Source organism: Selenomonas sp. AE3005 (assembly GCF_000686945.1).
Lineage (GTDB): Bacteria > Bacillota > Negativicutes > Selenomonadales > Selenomonadaceae > Selenomonas_A.
In genome coordinates this window covers 19,763-37,789 of sequence record NZ_JMME01000014.1, presented here as the reverse complement: position 1 = coordinate 37,789, position 18,027 = coordinate 19,763, and the positions used below count along the sequence as shown (strand labels likewise).

16 protein-coding genes are annotated in these 18,027 nt (G+C 52.4%); 1 reads left to right on the top strand and 15 read right to left on the bottom strand.

Going from position 1 to position 18,027, the window contains the following annotated elements:
- Window positions 1–32: 32 nt before the first annotated feature.
- Both DL94_RS0109160 and DL94_RS0109155 read right to left on the bottom strand, forming a co-directional pair.
- Window positions 33–1,682 carry an ABC transporter permease gene (locus DL94_RS0109160; RefSeq protein ID WP_028129895.1) on the bottom strand — a complete coding sequence of 550 codons (1,650 nt, stop codon included), beginning with the start codon at window positions 1,680–1,682 and terminating at the stop codon, window positions 33–35.
- Complete coding sequence (locus tag DL94_RS0109155) at window positions 1,675–2,799, bottom strand: ABC transporter ATP-binding protein (protein WP_028129894.1); 1,125 nt, start codon at window positions 2,797–2,799, stop codon at window positions 1,675–1,677. Before DL94_RS0109155 ends, DL94_RS0109160 begins: the two co-directional genes overlap by 8 nt.
- A 293-nt stretch (window positions 2,800–3,092) precedes the next feature.
- Here DL94_RS0109155 and dcuC point away from each other — a divergent pair, with 293 nt between their 5' ends.
- On the top strand, window positions 3,093–4,478 hold the full coding sequence (gene dcuC, locus DL94_RS0109150) for a C4-dicarboxylate transporter DcuC (protein WP_028129893.1): 1,386 nt from the start codon (window positions 3,093–3,095) through the stop codon (window positions 4,476–4,478).
- Between the two features lie 95 nt (window positions 4,479–4,573).
- On the opposite strand, the gene DL94_RS16075 is transcribed toward dcuC, so the two are convergent.
- The 13 genes from DL94_RS16075 to rpmE all read right to left on the bottom strand — a co-directional run bounded on the left by DL94_RS16075 (window position 4,574) and on the right by rpmE (window position 17,985).
- Window positions 4,574–4,714, bottom strand: a complete 141-nt coding sequence (locus tag DL94_RS16075) for a hypothetical protein (RefSeq protein WP_156031778.1) — start codon at window positions 4,712–4,714, stop codon at window positions 4,574–4,576.
- Complete coding sequence (locus DL94_RS0109140; protein ID WP_028129892.1) at window positions 4,678–6,447, bottom strand: BglG family transcription antiterminator; 1,770 nt, start codon at window positions 6,445–6,447, stop codon at window positions 4,678–4,680. The genes DL94_RS16075 and DL94_RS0109140 overlap by 37 nt, the downstream gene beginning before the upstream one ends.
- Window positions 6,448–6,557: 110 nt before the next feature.
- Window positions 6,558–7,895, bottom strand: a complete 1,338-nt coding sequence (locus DL94_RS0109135) for an amino acid permease (protein WP_028129891.1) — start codon at window positions 7,893–7,895, stop codon at window positions 6,558–6,560.
- Window positions 7,896–7,976: 81 nt separating this feature from the next.
- Window positions 7,977–8,450 (bottom strand): SsrA-binding protein SmpB, encoded by a 474-nt coding sequence (gene smpB / locus DL94_RS0109130; protein ID WP_028129890.1) that lies wholly within the window; start codon window positions 8,448–8,450, stop codon window positions 7,977–7,979.
- A gap of 16 nt (window positions 8,451–8,466) precedes the next feature.
- Complete coding sequence (gene rnr, locus DL94_RS0109125; RefSeq protein WP_028129889.1) at window positions 8,467–11,187, bottom strand: ribonuclease R; 2,721 nt, start codon at window positions 11,185–11,187, stop codon at window positions 8,467–8,469.
- Window positions 11,188–11,355: 168 nt separating this feature from the next.
- Window positions 11,356–12,090 carry an alpha/beta hydrolase gene (locus DL94_RS0109120; protein ID WP_028129888.1) on the bottom strand — a complete coding sequence of 245 codons (735 nt, stop codon included), beginning with the start codon at window positions 12,088–12,090 and terminating at the stop codon, window positions 11,356–11,358.
- Between the two features lie 90 nt (window positions 12,091–12,180).
- Window positions 12,181–12,408, bottom strand: coding sequence for a preprotein translocase subunit SecG (gene secG / locus DL94_RS0109115; protein WP_028129887.1), 228 nt, complete (start codon window positions 12,406–12,408; stop codon window positions 12,181–12,183).
- Between the two features lie 133 nt (window positions 12,409–12,541).
- Window positions 12,542–13,513: a metallophosphoesterase family protein gene (locus tag DL94_RS0109110; RefSeq protein ID WP_028129886.1), complete on the bottom strand. Its 972-nt coding sequence runs from the start codon at window positions 13,511–13,513 to the stop codon at window positions 12,542–12,544.
- Between the two features lie 162 nt (window positions 13,514–13,675).
- Window positions 13,676–14,737 (bottom strand): L-threonylcarbamoyladenylate synthase, encoded by a 1,062-nt coding sequence (locus DL94_RS0109105; RefSeq protein ID WP_028129885.1) that lies wholly within the window; start codon window positions 14,735–14,737, stop codon window positions 13,676–13,678.
- Between the two features lie 7 nt (window positions 14,738–14,744).
- Window positions 14,745–15,620, bottom strand: a complete 876-nt coding sequence (prmC, locus tag DL94_RS0109100; RefSeq protein WP_028129884.1) for a peptide chain release factor N(5)-glutamine methyltransferase — start codon at window positions 15,618–15,620, stop codon at window positions 14,745–14,747.
- Complete coding sequence (gene prfA, locus DL94_RS0109095; protein WP_028129883.1) at window positions 15,620–16,687, bottom strand: peptide chain release factor 1; 1,068 nt, start codon at window positions 16,685–16,687, stop codon at window positions 15,620–15,622. Before prfA ends, prmC begins: the two co-directional genes overlap by 1 nt.
- 17 nt (window positions 16,688–16,704) lie before the next feature.
- Window positions 16,705–17,643, bottom strand: a complete 939-nt coding sequence (locus DL94_RS0109090) for a DUF1385 domain-containing protein (RefSeq protein ID WP_028129882.1) — start codon at window positions 17,641–17,643, stop codon at window positions 16,705–16,707.
- 141 nt (window positions 17,644–17,784) lie between these two features.
- Complete coding sequence (rpmE, locus tag DL94_RS0109085; protein ID WP_026759891.1) at window positions 17,785–17,985, bottom strand: 50S ribosomal protein L31; 201 nt, start codon at window positions 17,983–17,985, stop codon at window positions 17,785–17,787.
- Window positions 17,986–18,027 lie beyond the last annotated feature (42 nt).

Here is an 18,027-nt window from a genome sequence, read left to right as displayed (position 1 = left end):
CCTCCCTTTGATAAAATATGACGTCATACCATCTATAACGTAACATCCCGGCGGCCGGAAACCTTGAAGAAGATAACCATAGCCGTGATGGTCGTTAACGTAAGTATAGTGGACAGCGCTGCCGCTGTACCATAACTGGCGCGGATAACCTCCGTATAAATAGCAACGGACATGGTTTTCGTCGCCCCTGTAAAGAGGATTACCGAAGAACTCAGCTCATTGATAGCCGTAATCCACGAGATAATAGCACCACTCATTACCCCGGGCAGCATCATCACCGCCGTGACCTTGAAGAAGGTCTTGACCGGCGACGCTCCGAGGCTTATCGACGCCTCCTCGAGGCTCGGGCTCAGCTGGTAAAGTATCGCGGAACTTGACCGCAGGGTGTACGGCAGACGGCGGATAACCAGCGAAATGATGATGATAATCGCCGTACCGGACAGCAGCATGGGGTCCTCATTGAACGCCAGCAGGAGCGTAATACCAAGTACCGAACCGGGAATGATATACGGGAACATGGTCAGCGTATCAATAATATCCGTCAGCCAGCTCTTTTTCCTGGTGGTCAGGTAAGCTACCGTCATGCCCAGGAACACAATCATGGCCATTGCAGCGGTACTGTAAACATAAGTGTTGGTAATGGCCGTCCCCAAGGATTCAAAAATCGTGCGGTAGCTGTCCAGCGAATAACCGTCGACGAAAATAGAACCATTGGTTTTGAGGAACGACGTGTAAATAACCACCAGCTGGGGAATCATTGACAGGGCCACCAGCAGGTAAATGCAGACATGCATGATGACATTTTTAATCCCCGTCATCTGTCCCACTGGCAGTGGCCGCAGGGAACTCATGGTAAAGGATTTTTTATTGACAACATACTTCTGCAGCATGAAGATGGTCGAAGTAATCAGCACCATAATCGCGGCCATAGCGGCGGCAAAATTGGCCTGGTCGCCTACTTCATTGATGAATTCCGAGTAAATCATGACCGGCATGACGTTGAAACCTTCACCAATCAGCATTGGTGTACCGAAGTCGGCCATGGCATTCATGAACACCATGAGCGCCCCGGCCAAAATGGTCGGCGTAATCAGCGGCAGCATGATGGTGACAACCTTCTTTATCCCACTGCAGCCCAGACTTTCCGCCGCCTCAATCAGCGCCGAATCGATATTTTTCATCGCCCCGGCCACATAAAGATAAATAAACGGATATAGTTTCAAAGTCAGCACCAGAAGAATCCCGGCAAAGCCGTAAATGGAAGGGAAATCAATCCCCATGCCGGCCAGCCACTGTGTCAGAATACCACTGCGGCCGCCAATCAAAATCCAGGAATACGCACCGATAAACGGCGGCGAAAGCAGGGAGATGATAATACAAATCTCCACTACGCTTTTTCCGCGGACTTTAAAGAGCGTCATAAAGTAGGCCAGAGCCGTACCGATAATTACAGCCAGCACCGTCACACAGGTAGTGACACTGAAACTGTTAATCATCGACTGATAATAGTATTTACGGTCAAAGAAGTGGGTGAAGTTCTCCATGGTGAATTCCCCGGTCATCGCGTCCTGGAACGCGCTGAGGAACAAGGAAAACAGCGGATACATCAGGAACAGGCCGAAAACCACAATGGAGAGCAGGGTTATCCACGCCCAAAAGTCCCATTGGAATTTCTTATTCATTTTCCACCACACCTTCCATCAGGCTCTTGCTTCCATCTGCCCGGAACACGTTTATCTTGGCGGCATTGGGTTTCAGATAAACCGTATCGCCAATTTCCAGAACCTTTTCCGCATGTCCCAAATCCTGACTGAACTCGATAGCCGGCTGGTCGGGCACCAGCATATCCTCCGGGAACTCCAGCCCGTAAGTGACATACTTGCCCAGGAACACCTTGGTCTTGATGGTGCATTTCACGCCCTGGCCTTCACCACAGATGGAAAATTCCTCCGGACGCACGGCAATGGTCACATCATCACCGATTTTACCTTCCTCACTGAGCGTCTGCATGGGCAGCACGAAACCGTCGGCAAAGACCACGGCCTTGCTGCCGCCACTTTCTTCGATACGGCCTTTAAAGAGATTGGAGTGGCCGATAAACGTGGCAACAAACACATTATACGGACGGGTGTAAATAGTATGCGGCGATGCCGTCTGCTGAATCACACCTTTTTTCATGACCGCAATGCGGTCGGAGATGGCCAGCGCCTCCTCCTGGTCATGGGTAACATACACCGTCGTAATGCCTACCTGTTTCTGTACCTCCCGGATAGCCGAACGCATTTCCACACGCAGTTTGGCGTCGAGATTGGACAGCGGTTCATCCATCAGCAATACGCTCGGATGAATGACAATGGCGCGGGCCAGGGCCACACGCTGCTGCTGGCCGCCGGATAATCTTTCGGGGAGTCTGTCCTGATACTCCGTAATCTGCACCACATCGAGAATCTTATCGACTTTCGCCTTCATCTCGTCCTTCGGCATATTGCGGAGTTTCAAGCCGTATTCCACATTTTCACGCACCGTCAGATGGGGGAAAATCGCATAGCTCTGGAACACCATGCCGATGTTGCGCTTATGCGCCGGGATATCGTTAATAACCTGGTCATTAAAGCGAATCTGACCGCCTTCAATGCTGTTAAAACCGGCAATCATGCGCAGGAGCGTCGTCTTGCCGCAGCCCGATGGCCCCAGAAGGGTGAAGAACTCTCCGTTTTTAATATTCTGCGTCAGCTGGGGTATTATCGTCAGGTCCCCATAACGCTTAACCACCTTATCCGCCGTAATGGCAACACTCATTGCCCTCTCCTCCATTCGCATTGTCTATTATTTCTTAGTCTATAGTTATTGTAAAACTCACAAAGATAATAAACAATCCAAAATACAGGATAAATGTCAGCAAAAATGAACCTGCCTTGACTGGTCAACTTGTCATTTTCTGTGTATTATTGTATTATAACTATGTATTATCTAATATAATCTTACAATAAATATAGATAATACATAATTACTTGTCCAGTACACAAAAGCTGACGCCTGACTGTAAAGCTGTCAGTTTTTTGACTGGTCAAATTTATTTGGAGGTTTTACTTATGTTAGGTCTTATCATTGCCATCATCGTGGTGGCGTGGGTAGCCCGTTTTGTGCTGAAAAAATATCCGGCACAGCCAATTCTGTTTACGGCCGGTATCGTGATGATGATACTGACCATTGCCTGCGGGCTGGGTGAAATTCTGCCGGCCAAGCAGACGACCGGTTCGCCGTGGCTCGATATCATTCAGTCCATCAGTCTGGCCTTTAGCAGCCGCGCTGCCAAGCTCGGCATGATTATCATGCTGATTGGCGGTTTTTCCAAGTACATGGACTGCATCGGTGCCAGCACCGCCCTGGTCAGACTGGCCATCAAGCCCCTGCAGAAACTCGGCCATCCTTATGTAGTATTGGCTCTGACGTCCATTCTGGGCAATTTCCTGGCTATGTTCATCAGCTCCGCCTCAGGCTTTGGCCTGCTGCTCATGGTGACCATGTACCCCGTCCTCGTCCGCCTCGGTGTCAGCCGTATCGCGGCCTGTGCGGTTATCGCCACCACTTCTGCTCCCGGCTGGGGGCCGGCCGGTGCCGACAGCATTTTTGCCGCCGAACTCATCGGCATGGAAATCGTACCTTACTTTATGCAGTATCAGGTCCCCGTCGGCCTGTGCACTGTCGGTGCGCTGGCACTGGCTCACTTCTTCGTCCAGCGCCACCTCGACGCCAAAAATCCTGACGCCATGGCCGGCAAGGACGTTTCCGCAGCCGTAACCGCTGAACAGGCCAAGGCGCAGGAAACGCCTGACGTCCCCGGTTTCTACGCCCTGCTGCCAACTCTGCCGTTGCTGCTGGTGCTGTTCTTCGGCCTCAATGAGGGCACGGGTATCAAGATGGACATCAATCTGGCTACGCTGCTGTCCATCTTCATCACCATGCTGATTGAATTTCTCCGCCATCGCAATGGCCTCAAAGCCTGCAAGGACATTGCCGCTTTCTGGAACGGCATGGGCCTGCAAATGGCTACGGTTGTCACCCTGGTTGTCGCCGCCGAAACCTTCTCCAAGGGCCTTATCTCCCTTGGCGCTATCGACACCCTGATTCAGGGCGCACAAAATGCCGGCCTCGGCGGTATCGGTATGATGTTTGTCTTTGTCGCCATCATCATCGCCGCCACCCTCATCACCGGCAGCGGCAATGCCACCTTCTTCGCCTTCGTGCCGCTCGCCCCGAAAGTGGCCGCCCTTTCCGGCATAGCTCCGGTACTGCTGGTTCTGCCGATGAACTTCGTTTCCAACCTGGCGCGCTCCATGTCGCCAATAGCTGCCGTCATGATTGTCGTCGCCGGTGCCGCCGCCCTCTCCCCCATGGACCTGGCCAAACGCACCTTTATCCCCGTCGCCATTGCGACCATCGTCAATATCGCCGTTACGCTGATATTGTTCTTCTAAGAATCATATAATTACAACGCCAAAAAAGGCCAGTGCAATTTCTCTTACGAGATACTGCACTGGCCTTTTGGCGTATTTACGAACCGCCTGTCTATTTATTTCAGGAAGTTAATCACATTGCCCAGAATCGTGCCTACCACACAGAAGTCAGCGTCACTGAACGTGGTATTGGCAAAGCCCAGGTTGCCGAGTACCGGCATCAATAACGGGCATGGGGCATGGCCACGCCGGGACAAACCACAATGTACGGCCCCATTTCCCGGACACAATCAACCATGCGTTCCACATAACCGTCACTGACTGCTCCGGATTTTACGAGTATCTGTCCGGCACTGCGCACGGCCTCTGACCAGTCACGCGCCTCACTTTCCAGTTCAATCATCTCCGGCGACAGCAGGTCAGGCAGGCCCAAAGCCTTGCTTTCGGTTATCTGGCCGCTATCGCTGAATTTCTTGTTATAAAAGTAGGCTATCTGACTTTCAATGACCTTTATCTCCTCGACCGTGGCGATGGGTGACACTCGCAGGACAGCCACATGTTCCAGCTCCAGCGGCACCGTACTGATTACCATATCTATACCGGCCAAAGCTGACTCTTCGAGCTTATAGAGGGAAACTATTTTGCTGATATGAATGTAAGGCAGATGGTTTTTGAGCGTCATCGCCAGCAGATTGGCCGTGCCTACACCATTGCCACACACCAGCAGCACTTCCAGTTTTTTGTTTTGCAGCAGGCGTTTGCGTTCTACGGCTGCTCCCAGGTGAATGGTCAGATAGCCAATCTCATCCTCGGTAAAGGCTATCCCCATATTCCGGGTAAGTTTATCCGCCGCCTTGTGAGCAATCATATACAAGGACTGATACTGCTCTTTTATCTGCCCCAGCAGGGGATTGGTCAGTACAATGCCAAACCGGGCCCGTTCAATAGCCGGCTGCAGGTGCATGGCCAGATTATAAATGAGTTCATCATCATTTTGATAAATATCACCGAGCCAGACCTGCGCGTATTCCACCAGCTTGCGAGCCAGTTCCAGCGCGCTGACATTGACCTCCTGCCGCTGCTGTTTTTCACCTTTGACGGAAAACAAATAGATACGGCTGTGCAGCAATTCCTTGGTAATGTACTGGACTTCGCCGGCCTTGGCCGCGTCCTGATGGTAAGCGGTCATACAGGCGGCAATCTCCTTCGCCAAAGCCTTTAGGCCCTCGCCTTCATTGCCCAGGAACTCCACCTGCCGCTGCTGCCGCAGGCGATAGCCCTGCTGCAGGCGGCGCAGCTGCACTGCCAAAGCGCAAATCATACGGTTGGTTGACATGTCATTGCCTAAAATGCCGTATTTATTCAGCAGGCCGATTAAATCAGCCGCCATTTCCTGCAAAGGCAATGCCTGCGTGTAATCGTAGAAAGGCTGCTGCTCCGGCAGTATCTCACCGGCTGTCACCCCGGCGCGGAAATCGTATTCGGCCCGGGCAAAGATATGAATATACATATCCCGTATATCCTGCTCGCTGCCGCCCACTCTTACCCCGGCACCGCGTTTGGACTCATAAGTCAGCCCCCGGCGCTCCAGAATTTCCTGAATGGGTTTTAAATCGGCCAGCAGGGTATTACGGCTAATCTGCAATACCGCTGCCATTTCATCGATGGCATGCCAGCCCGGCCCCAGCATGGCCAGTATGATATGATACCGCCGTTCCTTGGGACTCATAAACACGGGGTTTTCCACGGCAACCGGCTGGCTCTTGTCCGGTGCGGCCTGTTCCAGCCAAACACCTTTATGCGCCTTGCGGCAGATACGCATATTGCTGCCTGCCAGTTCCTCTGTAAGTAAATCCAAATCATAATGTACTGTGCGCACAGATACATGTAACAGTTCGGCAATTTTTTTGATGGTCAGCGGTGCAGCCGGGAATGCTGTCCCCAACGTTTTTAACAGCCGCTGCCGTCGTTCTGTTCCTTCGATTGTCATCACCCCCTGTTTACATTGTCTATTATACGGTAGCTATACAAAGGCAACAAGCCCGAATGCTTGCATGAATAATCATGCAAGCATTCGGGCTTTTGTTTCATATATGATTGTTATTTGTTCTGATAACGGAATCCCAGCCAGAGCACCAGCAGCCACACCGGCAGGATATACACGGCCAGGGCCATGCCTTCAATCTGCGTCATAAGTATCCAAATACCCAGCAGGAAGACAATGCACACATAGTTGATGACAGGATACCAGATGGCCTTAAACTTCGTATCCTTGCCGGCAGCCTGACAATGCTGGCGGAATTTCAAATGTGTGATGACAATGGTCAGCCAGCTGATGGTAGCTGCAATCGTGGCAATCGACATGAGCAGCATAAATATCTGTCCCGGGAAGAAGTAGTTCAGGGCCACACAGATAAGCGTAATCCCCGACGACACCATAATTCCCCGCACCGGTACGCCACGCCGGGAAAGCTGTCCCAGAAACTGCGGTGCCTCATTTTTCATGGCCAGGCCGTACAGCATACGGCTGTTGCTGTAAATAGCGGAGTTATAAACAGACACCGCTGCCGTCAGCACAACAAAGTTTAAGATATGAGCCGCTGCCGGAATCCCCACACTCATAAAAATCTGCACGAAGGGACTCGACTCCATGCCCACCTCATTCCAAGGCCACAGCGCCATGAGTACCGCCATGGTGCCCACATAGAAAATCAGAATACGCCAGATAACCTGATTGATGGCCTGCGGAATGGTCTTAGCGGGATTTTCCGCCTCGCCGGCAGTGATACCGATAAGCTCAATGCCGCCGAAGGAGAACATTACCACGGCAATAGACAGGGCCAGTCCCCAAAGACCGTTGGGCAGGAAGCCGCCATTTGACCAAAGATTGCTGAGATTATCCGGGAAGGGCTGCGGATTTCCCAGCAGAAGATAAAGCCCCAGCACAATCATCAGCACAATGGCTGTGATTTTAATAAGCGCCATCCAAAATTCCGTTTCCCCATAAAGTCTGACGTTTATCAGATTCAAAGCCGTAATGGCCACCAGACAGATAAGCGCCGCAATCCACTGTGGCAAGTCCGGAAACCAAAACTGCATGTAAATCCCCACCGCCGTAAGCTCAGCCATAGATACCAGCACATAGTTAAACCAGTAATTCCAGCCGGACATAAAGCCGGGGAACTTTCCCCAATATTTCGTGGCATAATGGCTGAAAGAACCGGACACCGGCTCATCAACCGCCATTTCTCCCAGCATACGCATGATGAAGAAAATCATGATACCGCCGATTAAGTACGCCAGCATGACCGCCGGCCCTGCCAGGGCAATTGTCGAGGCCGAACCATAGAACAGGCCCGTGCCGATAGCGCCCCCCAAAGCAATCATCTGCAAATGGCGGTTCTTCAGTCCCCGTTTTAATTTACCGTTATCGTTCATAAAATTAGTCCCCTTCTAAATAAAAAAGTACCTGCCTATTATAACGCAAAGGCAGGTACTTTACAATATTACAATGTTACATCAATAACGCTGTCTGTCCTTCAAGGCGCGCTCTACTTCCCGTTTGGCAGCTTTTTCATGTAAATCCTGCCGCTTGTCGTAGTTGTGCTTACCAGAGGCCAGTGCCAGTTCCAGTTTAGCCTTGCCGTTTTTGAAATAAATCTTCAGCGGCACTAAGGTGAAACCTTTTTCCCTTGTCTTGGCAAACAGCTTGACTATCTCGCTCTTATGCATCAGCAGCTTGCGGGGACGCAGGGGGTCATGATTAAAGATATTGCCCTGTTCATAAGGGGAAACATGCATATTTTCCACAAATATTTCCCCGTTCTTGATGACGGCATAGCTGTCCTTGAGATTGGCTTTGCCGGCACGCAGGGATTTTACTTCCGTGCCCTGCAAGGCCAGCCCGGTTTCATAGGTTTCATGAATGAAATAATCATGACGGGCCTTGCGGTTTTCACAGGCAATTTTCATCCCTATGTTTTTCTTGCCCATTTATCTCACCTCGAGATTATTTACTGTTTCCCGTACCGCCTTCTGTTTTGCGGTGCGGCCGCGGACGGCGGGAACCCCGGGATTTCTTGGACTTTTCCTTCTCGGCCTTGGCAGCTGCCGCTGCCATTTCCCGTTCTTTCTTTTCGTGGTATCCGGGAGGGTCAGGCCAAACGGCACTGTTAAGCCCCGTCACATAAACACGATGATACCCGGCCTCTTTGTCACTGCGGCGTTCTTCCCGGTTGCGGCGGTTTTCGCCGCGGAAGGAACCTGCCCCCATACGGCTTTCCTTGTCAGCGCTCTCCGCCTTGCCCGGCCGGCGCTTGCGTTCTGCCCTGGGCTTACGGCCTTCGTTCTCGCGCTTTTCCGTCTGGGGCAGCTTTTCCCCGGACGCACCGCGCTTTTTATTGCCATGACGTCTGCGAGCTGTTTTCTGCTCCTTCTGTCTGGTTTCTTCCTCCGTCAGCATGGGCTCAGCAATGAGTTCGTCCTCGAGCAGTGGCTTGACCTGCTTTTTCGGGCGGGGAGCCTTGGCCTTTTTATCCCCTTTGCCCTGTTTGCTGTTATTGCCCGGCTTAGCAGGGCGCTCCGGCACATACTGGCCGTTGTCTTTCAACACAAAATCCAAATTCCGTTCCTCCACATTGGCGCGCGCCAGGATAACTTCCACTTCATCCCCCAGACGGTACTGGGTGCGGGTGCGCTCACCAATCATTGCATATTGTTCTTCCACGTATTCGTAATAGTCGTTGGTCATGGTGGACACATGCACCAGACCTTCTACGCCGTTATCGAGCTCCACAAAGATACCAAAAGCCGTCACGCCGCTGATAACGCCCGTAAATTCTTCCCCGACAAATTGCGCCATATACTCAATTTTCTTCATATCGGTGGTTTCCCGTTCCGCCTCAGTCGCCAGGCGCTCCCTGTTGGAAGTGTGGTCAGCGATTTCCGGCAGTACAATTTTGAGTTTGGCCTGCCGGTCAAGGGGCAGGCTGCCGGTAGCAAAGGTTTCCCGGAGCAGGCGGTGTACGATTAAGTCAGGATAGCGGCGAATCGGTGACGTGAAATGGGTGTAATATCTGGCCGCCAGACCAAAATGTCCCAGACTCTGCTCACTGTATCGGGCCTGCTGCATGGAGCGCAGGGATACCGTGCTGATAATCCGTTCCTCGGGACGGCCTTCCACCTTCTCCAGTACCTGCTGGACATCGATAGGTTTAATATGCCCCTGTTCATCCTGCTTTACAAACAGACCGAAAGCCGCCAACAGATTATTGAGGCGCTCGATTTTTTCCTCTGAGGGCTGCTCATGTACGCGGTACATAAAGGGCAGGTTCTTGGTATCCATGTGCTTGGCCACCGTTTCATTGGCCGCGAGCATGCATTCTTCAATAATGGACTCTGCCAGACTGCCTTCACGCTTGATGAGTGCCACAGGGTGACCATTTTCATCGAGCTTTACCTTTACCTCCGGCAGGTCAAAGTCGATGGAACCGCGGCGATGACGCTTAGCCTTCAAAGCTCCCCGCAATTCCGCCAGTGTTTCCAGCATGGGCAGAATATCGCCATTGTCCGACAGGAACGGCTCGGCCTTATCCACCAGTACCTTGTTGACAATATTGTAAGTCAGGCGGCGGTAGACGTGAATCACCGTCGGCAAAATCTCATAACTCGTAATCTCGCCTTCCGCGCTAATCTGCATTTCACAGGCCATAGACAGGCGGTCAACGCCGGCATTCAGGCTGCAAATACCGTTGGAAAGTTCCTTGGGCAGCATGGGAATAACCCTGTCCACCAGATATACACTGGTGCCACGAGCGTAGGCCTCCCGGTCGAGCGGCGCGTGTTCCTTCACATAATGACTGACATCGGCGATATAAACGCCCAAAAAATACGAACCGTCCGGATTTTTCCGCGCATAGACACCATCGTCCAGGTCCTTGGAGTCCTCGCCGTCCACCGTGACAATCTGCAGGTCACGGCGGTCAGCCCGGCCCTGATATTCAGCCGGAGATGGTTCCTGCTCCACCGCGTCAGCCTCAGCCTGTACATCTTCGGGGAAAGTTTCTGAGAGCTCATACTGACGCATTACGGACAGCACATCTACGCCGGGGTCACCGACCTTGCCCAAAACTTCAATGACTTCACCCTCAGCGCTGCGGCGTCCGTTGGGCCATTTCGTGATTTTTACTACGACCTTGCTGCCGGTCTTAGCGCCTTTAAAAAACTTTTTGGCCACAAAAATATCCTGCGTGAGCTTGGTATTATCAGGCGTCACAAAGCCAAAAGTCTTGCTGCGTTCAAACGTGCCAACAATTTTTTCGTTGGCGCGTTCCAAAATACGGATTATCTCGCCTTCCCGGGAACGGCCTTCTTCCTGCGCCGGCGTCACGCGGGCCACCACGCGGTCACCATGCATAGCCGTACCGATAGCACCGGCCGGAACAAAAACATCCGTTTCATCCTCAGTTTCCCGTACATCGGGAATGATAAAGCCAAAGCCTTTGGCTGTCATCGCTATCCGGCCCACCACCAGATGCATACGGCTGGGCACACCGTACAAATCGCTCCGATTCTTGATAATGGCCCCTTCTTTTTCCAGTTCTTCCAGGGCTACGGGAAAATCAACCAGTTCCTCATCCGTCAAGCCCATAGCTTCGCCTAAATCTTCCTCAGTCAGCGGTTTATATGCACTTTCCCGCATATAGGCGATGATTCTTTCTTTCAAATCCATGCGTTCTCCTTACAGATATTTACGATTCTCCTACAGAACTACAGAATGTTTAAGCACGCCAATGCCCCCGGCGTCCCAGGACGGACGTCACGGGCGTAAATCCCCGGACGGGATTTCTGACCGCTGTTTCTTTTCGTCCATTTCTTACATCAAGGAAATGAACCTTGCTTATTTCTGCAGGAAGGCCACAGCCTCTTCAAAAACTCTCTCTCGTTCGCTGGCCAGGGGCAGCAGATGCCCCGATTTTTCCAGCCAGACAATGCGTGCCTGACTCTGCACATGAGCCAGAATGTAATCGGCGCTGACCGGCGCCGCCGTATGGTCGTCACGACTGTGCATAATGAGCAGCGGCGCCGTGACTTCTTCAATGGCTCCTTTGGTTTTTTCGATAACCTCTACCAGCTCATGAATGGATATCAGCGGCATTTTCCGATAAGTGCGGTTTGCCGCCGGCGGTACGTCCTTCAGGCGGCGGCGGGCCTTGGGCACATAGCCGCCATAGCAGGCCTCACGCGGCGGCAGCGCCGCCAGGCCCCGTTCTTCTGGAATAAAGATGGGTGCCGCCAGCGTCACCACATGGGAAACAACTTCTTCCGTCGCCAGCAGCAGGGCAAAGAGTCCGCCCATGGAGTGACCAATGACGGAAATTTCCTCACAACAGCCGGACAGCAGCGCATAGCCGTCCCGGACGGAATCCATCCAGTCCTCCCAGGTCATGTGGCTCATGTCCTCCACCGTGGTGCCGTGACCGGCCAGCCGCACGCCCAGCACCGTAAAACCTGCCTTATTTAAACGCTCTCCCAGCAGCAGCAATTCTGCCGGCAGCCCCGTAAAACCATGAATCAGCAGAACACCTTTTTTGCCCCCTGGCATAAGAAACGGTTCTGCTCCCGGTAATATCATTTTTCCACCTCCACGCCGCTGCGTCCTCTGACAGACAGCAACGAAAATATCCCTGCTCTGAAACGCAGAACAGGGATGTGTCGCTTTTTATTAGCTGGTCATTTTAGCGATGACCATGGTGATAATCGCAAACAGGATAGCCAGTACCACAGTCACACGCGCAAGCAGGGCATCCATACCGCGTGCCTTGCCGGAAAATACGGTATCAGCACCGCCGCCCATGCCGCCCATGCCGGCAGATTTTGCTTCCTGTCCCAGTACCGATGCAATGAGGCCGATGGCCACCAAGGCATCAATTATCATCAAAACGGTAAGCATTTATAAAAGCCTCCCTTTAATTACAGTTTCCAGATCATAGTAACACAATTTCATAGCATTTCGCAAGTTTTTTCGTCGCTTTTCACAGATAATCTTGGAACGTTATTTATCAGCATTAAATTTTAATTGCCGCTTATACATCGACAAACGGGAATGTGCGTTCGAGCTCCTGCAGCCATATACCATTATTGTGGTCGTAGGTACGAATGACAATTTTGTCTTTGTAGATATAAAGCGAGTTCGTATAAAGTTTTTTGGCATCTATTGTCGGATTATGGATATTCACCAGATTCCTATTCACACGGTTCACACTGATATCGGCATAGCTGTCATTTGTTGGCGGTGTATGGGTGTGGCCTGATATCCATAGACTGCCCGGCGGCACCGCTGCCATGATTTCTGCCAGTTTCGTATCCGGCTTAGCTGTGGCTGACACGGTATTTATCTTCTTATTATAGGTGCGCAAAGTTCCTTTTAACGGCCCATGACAGAAAAAGAGCACGGGCCCGTTTTTATGGGTGGCAATCTCCTGTTGCAGCCAGGCAAGCTGTTCCGCTGACAGCTCCACGTTGCTGCCGCAACCGTCCGGGGATAAATAGAGCAGGCGGCAGTTCCCCACATCACGGGCATAATAAGCCGCCGGCAGGTGATAACGTTTTTGAAAGGCTGCGAGCTTGGCCTTTTTCTCGCTCAGTGTCCCCTGCGCTAATTTCTGCTTTTTCTTGTTAACAGGTTCATCTTTATAGGCATAGTCATGGTTGCCGGCTACAGCATAGTATGGATAACGCAGGGCGCTGACATACTCGTCCACCACTTTAAACTCCGCCTCTTTGCCATAACGCGCCGCCAGGTCACCGAGCAGTGCCACCTCGTCAACATCTGTCCAGGCATTTATGGTTTGGAGTAGTTTTTGTTTTTTCTCCCAGACATTCTTTTGGTCAGCCGCAGCAGGAAAAGACTTAGTCCGCACAGGCAGGTGCAGGTCACTGATGAGTACGATATGGTAATAGTCTTTTCGCCCACCGGCTGCAACCGTCGGCACATAGCCCAAAGACAGGCAGCCGATAAAAGCCGCTGCCGCCCGTAAAAATTCCCTGCGTTTCATAGTTGTTGCCTCCCCCGCTCTATATATTTACTGCCCTGTCAGTATACGGCACTATCATTTGCTATTTTCCACCTGCCTGTGCTTTTTTCCTCCCTGCACAGGAAAAGCCCCTGCAAGTTTTTCACTTCGCAGGGGCTGCTTGTTTATTATCTTCTAATTTGTTTATGCCTGTATCGACCTAAAGCCACTGGCCTTATGCAGGCGGTTCATAATCGCCAGGCCCAGGCCAGCCGCCGTCGTGCCTTCGCCCAGCAATACGTCAGCCTCTTTATCGTCAAAGGAGCGCAGAGCCTCATAAATATTAGCAGCAATAGCGGGGAGCTTGCCCTGATGACCGTAGTCAGCCATCAGCTCCCGGGGCACAATATCGGCCAGTTCCTGGAGTACCTCATGGCTGGCCATAACCCCCACAGTATGCCCTGCAGCCTGCAGGCGGCTGATTTCCTGCCTGAAAGCCCGTACCATTCTGGTCGGCATGCCTTCAATAAGTGTCAGCGGCGCCTTGGGCGCGTAATGCGTGTATTTCATGCCCGGGGCGCGTGGCACGGAATCTTTCCCCACCAGGGCCGGGTCAATAATGACATTGCCTGCCCCAAGCACTTCTTCGAGCATTTCCTTTGTAATCGCGCCGGGACGCAGGATAACAGCCTTGTCCCCGACAGCATCAACAATGGTGGATTCCACGCCAAAATCACAGCTGCCGCCATCGAGAATCAAGGGTATTTTCCCGTCCATATCCGTAAGCACAGCCTCTGCCGTTGTGGGGCTGGGGCGTCCGGAGATATTGGCCGATGGTGCCGCAATGGGCACGCCGGCGGCCGCGATTAAAGCACGCGCCACATCATGCTCCGGCATACGCACGCCCACCGTGGAAAGACCGCCGGTAATTCTGTCCGGCACCAGACTGCGCCGTGGCAGAATCAAAGTAATGGGGCCGGGGCAGAACGCCGCCAGCAGTTTTTCCGCCTTGTCGGGAATAGCCGCTGCCACCTGGTCTATCATCGAACGATTGGCCACATGAAGAATCAAAGGATTATCCGACGGACGCCCCTTGGCCTGATAGATTTTGGCGCAGGCGTCAGCGTCAAGGCCGTTGGCCCCGAGCCCGTATACGGTTTCCGTGGGGAACGCCACGACCTCACCACTGCGGATAAGTTCCCCCGCTGCGTGCAAAGCGTCCCTTTGCCCCTTTACATTGTCTATCTTAATCAGCTTGGTTTCCATTTATTATTTATGCCTCTTTTGTCCAGGCCACAACCACCCGGTCAATGCCTGCATAGTCCTTTAAGATTTCCGTCCGGTCAATGAGCGGATTGGCCTGTGCCAGTCCAGCCACGTCCTGCGCCTGCTTTATGCCGACCTCAAAAGCCATAAAGCCCCCCGGTAGGAGCATGGCCGGTGCGTCTGCACAAAGACGGCGGTAAAAATCAAGTCCGTCTGCACCACCAGCCAGTGCCGTATGCGGTTCACTTAACTGCACATCGGCCGCCAGCCCGGCAATGTCGGCATCAGGAATATACGGAGGATTGGAGAGAATTGCCGTATAGCTGTTGCCCTGCAATGGCGCCAGTAAATCACCGGTGAAGAACTGTGCTCTGTCTGCCAGATTCAACGCCGCCGCATTTTCCTCGGCCACCGCCCGGGCCGCCGGCGAAATATCCACTGTAGCGAGCTGCGCGTCCTTGACAAAATGCAGGACACTAAGCCCCACCGCCCCGGTGCCCGTACCAATATCGGCAATCTTTGGCGCAGTTGCGCCCAGTTTTCGCAGGTTATCCACGGCGGCCTGCACTAAAATCTCCGTATCGGGACGGGGTACTAATGTATCTGCCGTGACCTTAAAGGTCAGACCCATAAATTCTTTTTCGCCCAGAATATAGGCAACAGGCACATGGTTAATACGCTGTTTTATCATACCGCGAAACGCTGCCAGTTCTTCCGGCTGGAGCGGTTCATCAAAATGCACATACAGGTAAATCCGCTGCTTATTCAGCACATGCCCCAACAGCACTTCCGCGTCAAGACGGGGGGATTCAATCCCTTTTTGCGTAAAATATTCCTCTGTCCATTTGAGGATTTTACCGATTGTCCAGATTTCACTTGCCATTACTTCACCTGTTTGAGTCTTTCCGCCTGGTCTGCGGTGATGAGGGCATTTAAGATTTCGTCCAGGTCGCCGCTGAGTACCGCGTCAATACGGTGTAAAGTCAGGCCAATACGATGATCCGTCACCCGGCCCTGCGGAAAGTTATACGTGCGGATACGCTCGCTGCGGTCGCCGCTTCCCACCTGATTTTTACGGTCAGCAGAAATGCTGTCCATCTGTTCCTGCTGGGCTTTATCCAAAAGTCTGGCCCGCAGTACCTTCATGGCTTTATCCTTATTTTTGAGCTGAGAGCGCTCGTCCTGACACTGCACCACAATTCCTGTAGGAATATGGGTTATGCGGATAGCACTTTCCGTACGGTTAACGTGCTGGCCGCCGGCACCGGAGGCACAATAAAGGTCAATATGCAGGTCGTTGGGATTGATATCCACATCAACGTCCTCAGCCTCTGGCAGCACGGCTACCGTCACTGCTGAGGTATGAATACGGCCGCCGGATTCAGTCGCCGGTACGCGCTGCACGCGGTGCGTGCCGCTTTCGTATTTGAGCTTGCTGTAAGCGCCAAAGCCCGTCACCATGAAGGAAATTTCCTTGTAGCCGCCCAGTTCCGTGGGACTGGCGTCGATGATTTCCATCTTCCAACCCTGCCGCTCCACATAACGGCCATACATGCGGAACAGGTCACCGGCAAACAGCGCTGCCTCCTCACCGCCGACACCACCGCGGATTTCCACAATGACATTCTTATCATCATTGGGGTCTTTGGGCAGGAGCAGAATCGGCAGCTGGCCGTCCAGTTCTTCCTTGCGGACCTTCAATTCCGCCAGTTCGTCTTCCACAAACTTGCGCATATCATCGTCCAGGGCCTCGGCAAACATGGCCTTGGCCTCGTCAATGCCCTTGACTACCTCTTTGTATTCCCGGAACTTTTCCACAATGGGTGTCAGACTGGCATGTTCCTTGCTGTATTTTTGCCAGCGGTTCATATCGGCAATTACATCGGGGTCACTAATCAGCGACTCCAATTCCAAAAATTTATCCTCAACTGCTTGGAGTTTTTCCAGCACTTATTTCACCTCAAAAATTATTCCGTAACCATAGCCGCTGCCTGAGCCTCTGTTTCTGTCTCAGCCGCAGCCGGCTCTTCATTTCTGTATTCACCGCTGCCCGGCAGGATTTCTTCCGCCGGCAGTACCGCCTTCAACGACTCAATGGCTACTTCCACCATGTCATCCTCAGGGGGACGTGTCGTAAGATACTGCAGCCAGAGCCCGGGCTTGATAGCCGTCTGAATTATGCTGTTGTCACTGCGCCCGGCCAGACGGATTATCTCATAGGAAATACCGGCCACCACCGGCAGCAGCAAAATGCGGCTGGCAATGCGTTCACCCAAAGAAGGCCAGCCCAAAAAGGCAAAAACGAAGATGGACACCAGCATGACAATCAGCAAAAAGTTAGTGCCGCACCGGGGGTGGAGCCGCGGAAATTTCTGTACATTCTCCACCGTCAGCGGCAGACCTGCCTCATAGCAGAAAATCGTCTTATGCTCAGCCCCATGATACTGGAACACCCGCCGAATGTCCTTCATTCGGGAAATGCCCCAGATATACAGCAGGAAAATCACCAGCCGCAGGCAGCCTTCCATCAGATTCAAAAACATCGGGTCAGCCGTAATGACATGGAACAACTTGGCCGCTCCTGTGGGAATGGCTATAAAGAGAATACTGGCCAAAACCAGGGCAAAGACAATCGTGCCGGCCATTTCCCTGTCTGTCAGCTGCTCGTCCTCCTCCCCGGCCATCTTGGCTGAGTAAGACAAGGACTTCATGCCGATGACCAGCGACTCTATCAGGGCCACCGTCCCCCGTAAAAAAGGCTTTTTCAAAATTGGATAACGGTCGCTAATGGAATTTACCGGTTTCGTTTCCACCTGAATTTTTCCCTGCGGGTCACGCACAGCCGTGGCCGTGAGCTTGGGGCCGCGCATCATCACGCCCTCAATAACAGCCTGACCGCCTACCATCAATTTATTTAATCTATCACTCAAGGTCTTTCCTCCTAACTTTCACAGGAAAACACCACATAATCAATATTTAGAACGTTCCATTTTCTCCAATATAGTAAATAAAGCAGAGCAAAATGCTCTGCTTTACCATAACGTGTCTTACTTCTTGGCGTAACGCTTGTTGAACTTTTCGATACGACCGCCTGCCTGAACGTCACGCTGACGACCCGTGAAGAACGGATGGCACTTGGAGCAAACATCGACGCGCAGTTCCTGCTGCGTGGAACCAGTGGTGAACGTGTTGCCGCAACCGCAGGTTACCTTTGCTTCGAAGTATTCCGGATGAATACCCTGTTTCATTATTTACACCTCGCTTTCACCCCAACGAAACTGGGAATTGAT

Bases quoted from the DNA above. Each gene is read 5' to 3' on its own strand.
- DL94_RS0109160 (WP_028129895.1), bottom strand. From the start codon at position 1,682: ATGAATAAGAAATTCCAATGGGACTTTTGGGCGTGGATAACCCTGCTC.
- DL94_RS0109155 (WP_028129894.1), bottom strand. From the start codon at position 2,799: ATGAGTGTTGCCATTACGGCGGATAAGGTGGTTAAGCGTTATGGGGAC.
- dcuC (WP_028129893.1), top strand. From the start codon at position 3,093: ATGTTAGGTCTTATCATTGCCATCATCGTGGTGGCGTGGGTAGCCCGT.
- DL94_RS0109140 (WP_028129892.1), bottom strand. From the start codon at position 6,447: ATGACAATCGAAGGAACAGAACGACGGCAGCGGCTGTTAAAAACGTTG.
- DL94_RS0109135 (WP_028129891.1), bottom strand. From the start codon at position 7,895: ATGAACGATAACGGTAAATTAAAACGGGGACTGAAGAACCGCCATTTG.
- smpB (WP_028129890.1), bottom strand. From the start codon at position 8,450: ATGGGCAAGAAAAACATAGGGATGAAAATTGCCTGTGAAAACCGCAAG.
- rnr (WP_028129889.1), bottom strand. From the start codon at position 11,187: ATGGATTTGAAAGAAAGAATCATCGCCTATATGCGGGAAAGTGCATAT.
- DL94_RS0109120 (WP_028129888.1), bottom strand. From the start codon at position 12,090: ATGATATTACCGGGAGCAGAACCGTTTCTTATGCCAGGGGGCAAAAAA.
- secG (WP_028129887.1), bottom strand. From the start codon at position 12,408: ATGCTTACCGTTTTGATGATAATTGATGCCTTGGTGGCCATCGGCCTC.
- DL94_RS0109110 (WP_028129886.1), bottom strand. From the start codon at position 13,513: ATGAAACGCAGGGAATTTTTACGGGCGGCAGCGGCTTTTATCGGCTGC.
- DL94_RS0109105 (WP_028129885.1), bottom strand. From the start codon at position 14,737: ATGGAAACCAAGCTGATTAAGATAGACAATGTAAAGGGGCAAAGGGAC.
- prmC (WP_028129884.1), bottom strand. From the start codon at position 15,620: ATGGCAAGTGAAATCTGGACAATCGGTAAAATCCTCAAATGGACAGAG.
- DL94_RS0109090 (WP_028129882.1), bottom strand. From the start codon at position 17,643: ATGGTAGGCGGTCAGGCTGTTATTGAGGGCGTGATGATGCGCGGCCCC.
- rpmE (WP_026759891.1), bottom strand. From the start codon at position 17,985: ATGAAACAGGGTATTCATCCGGAATACTTCGAAGCAAAGGTAACCTGC.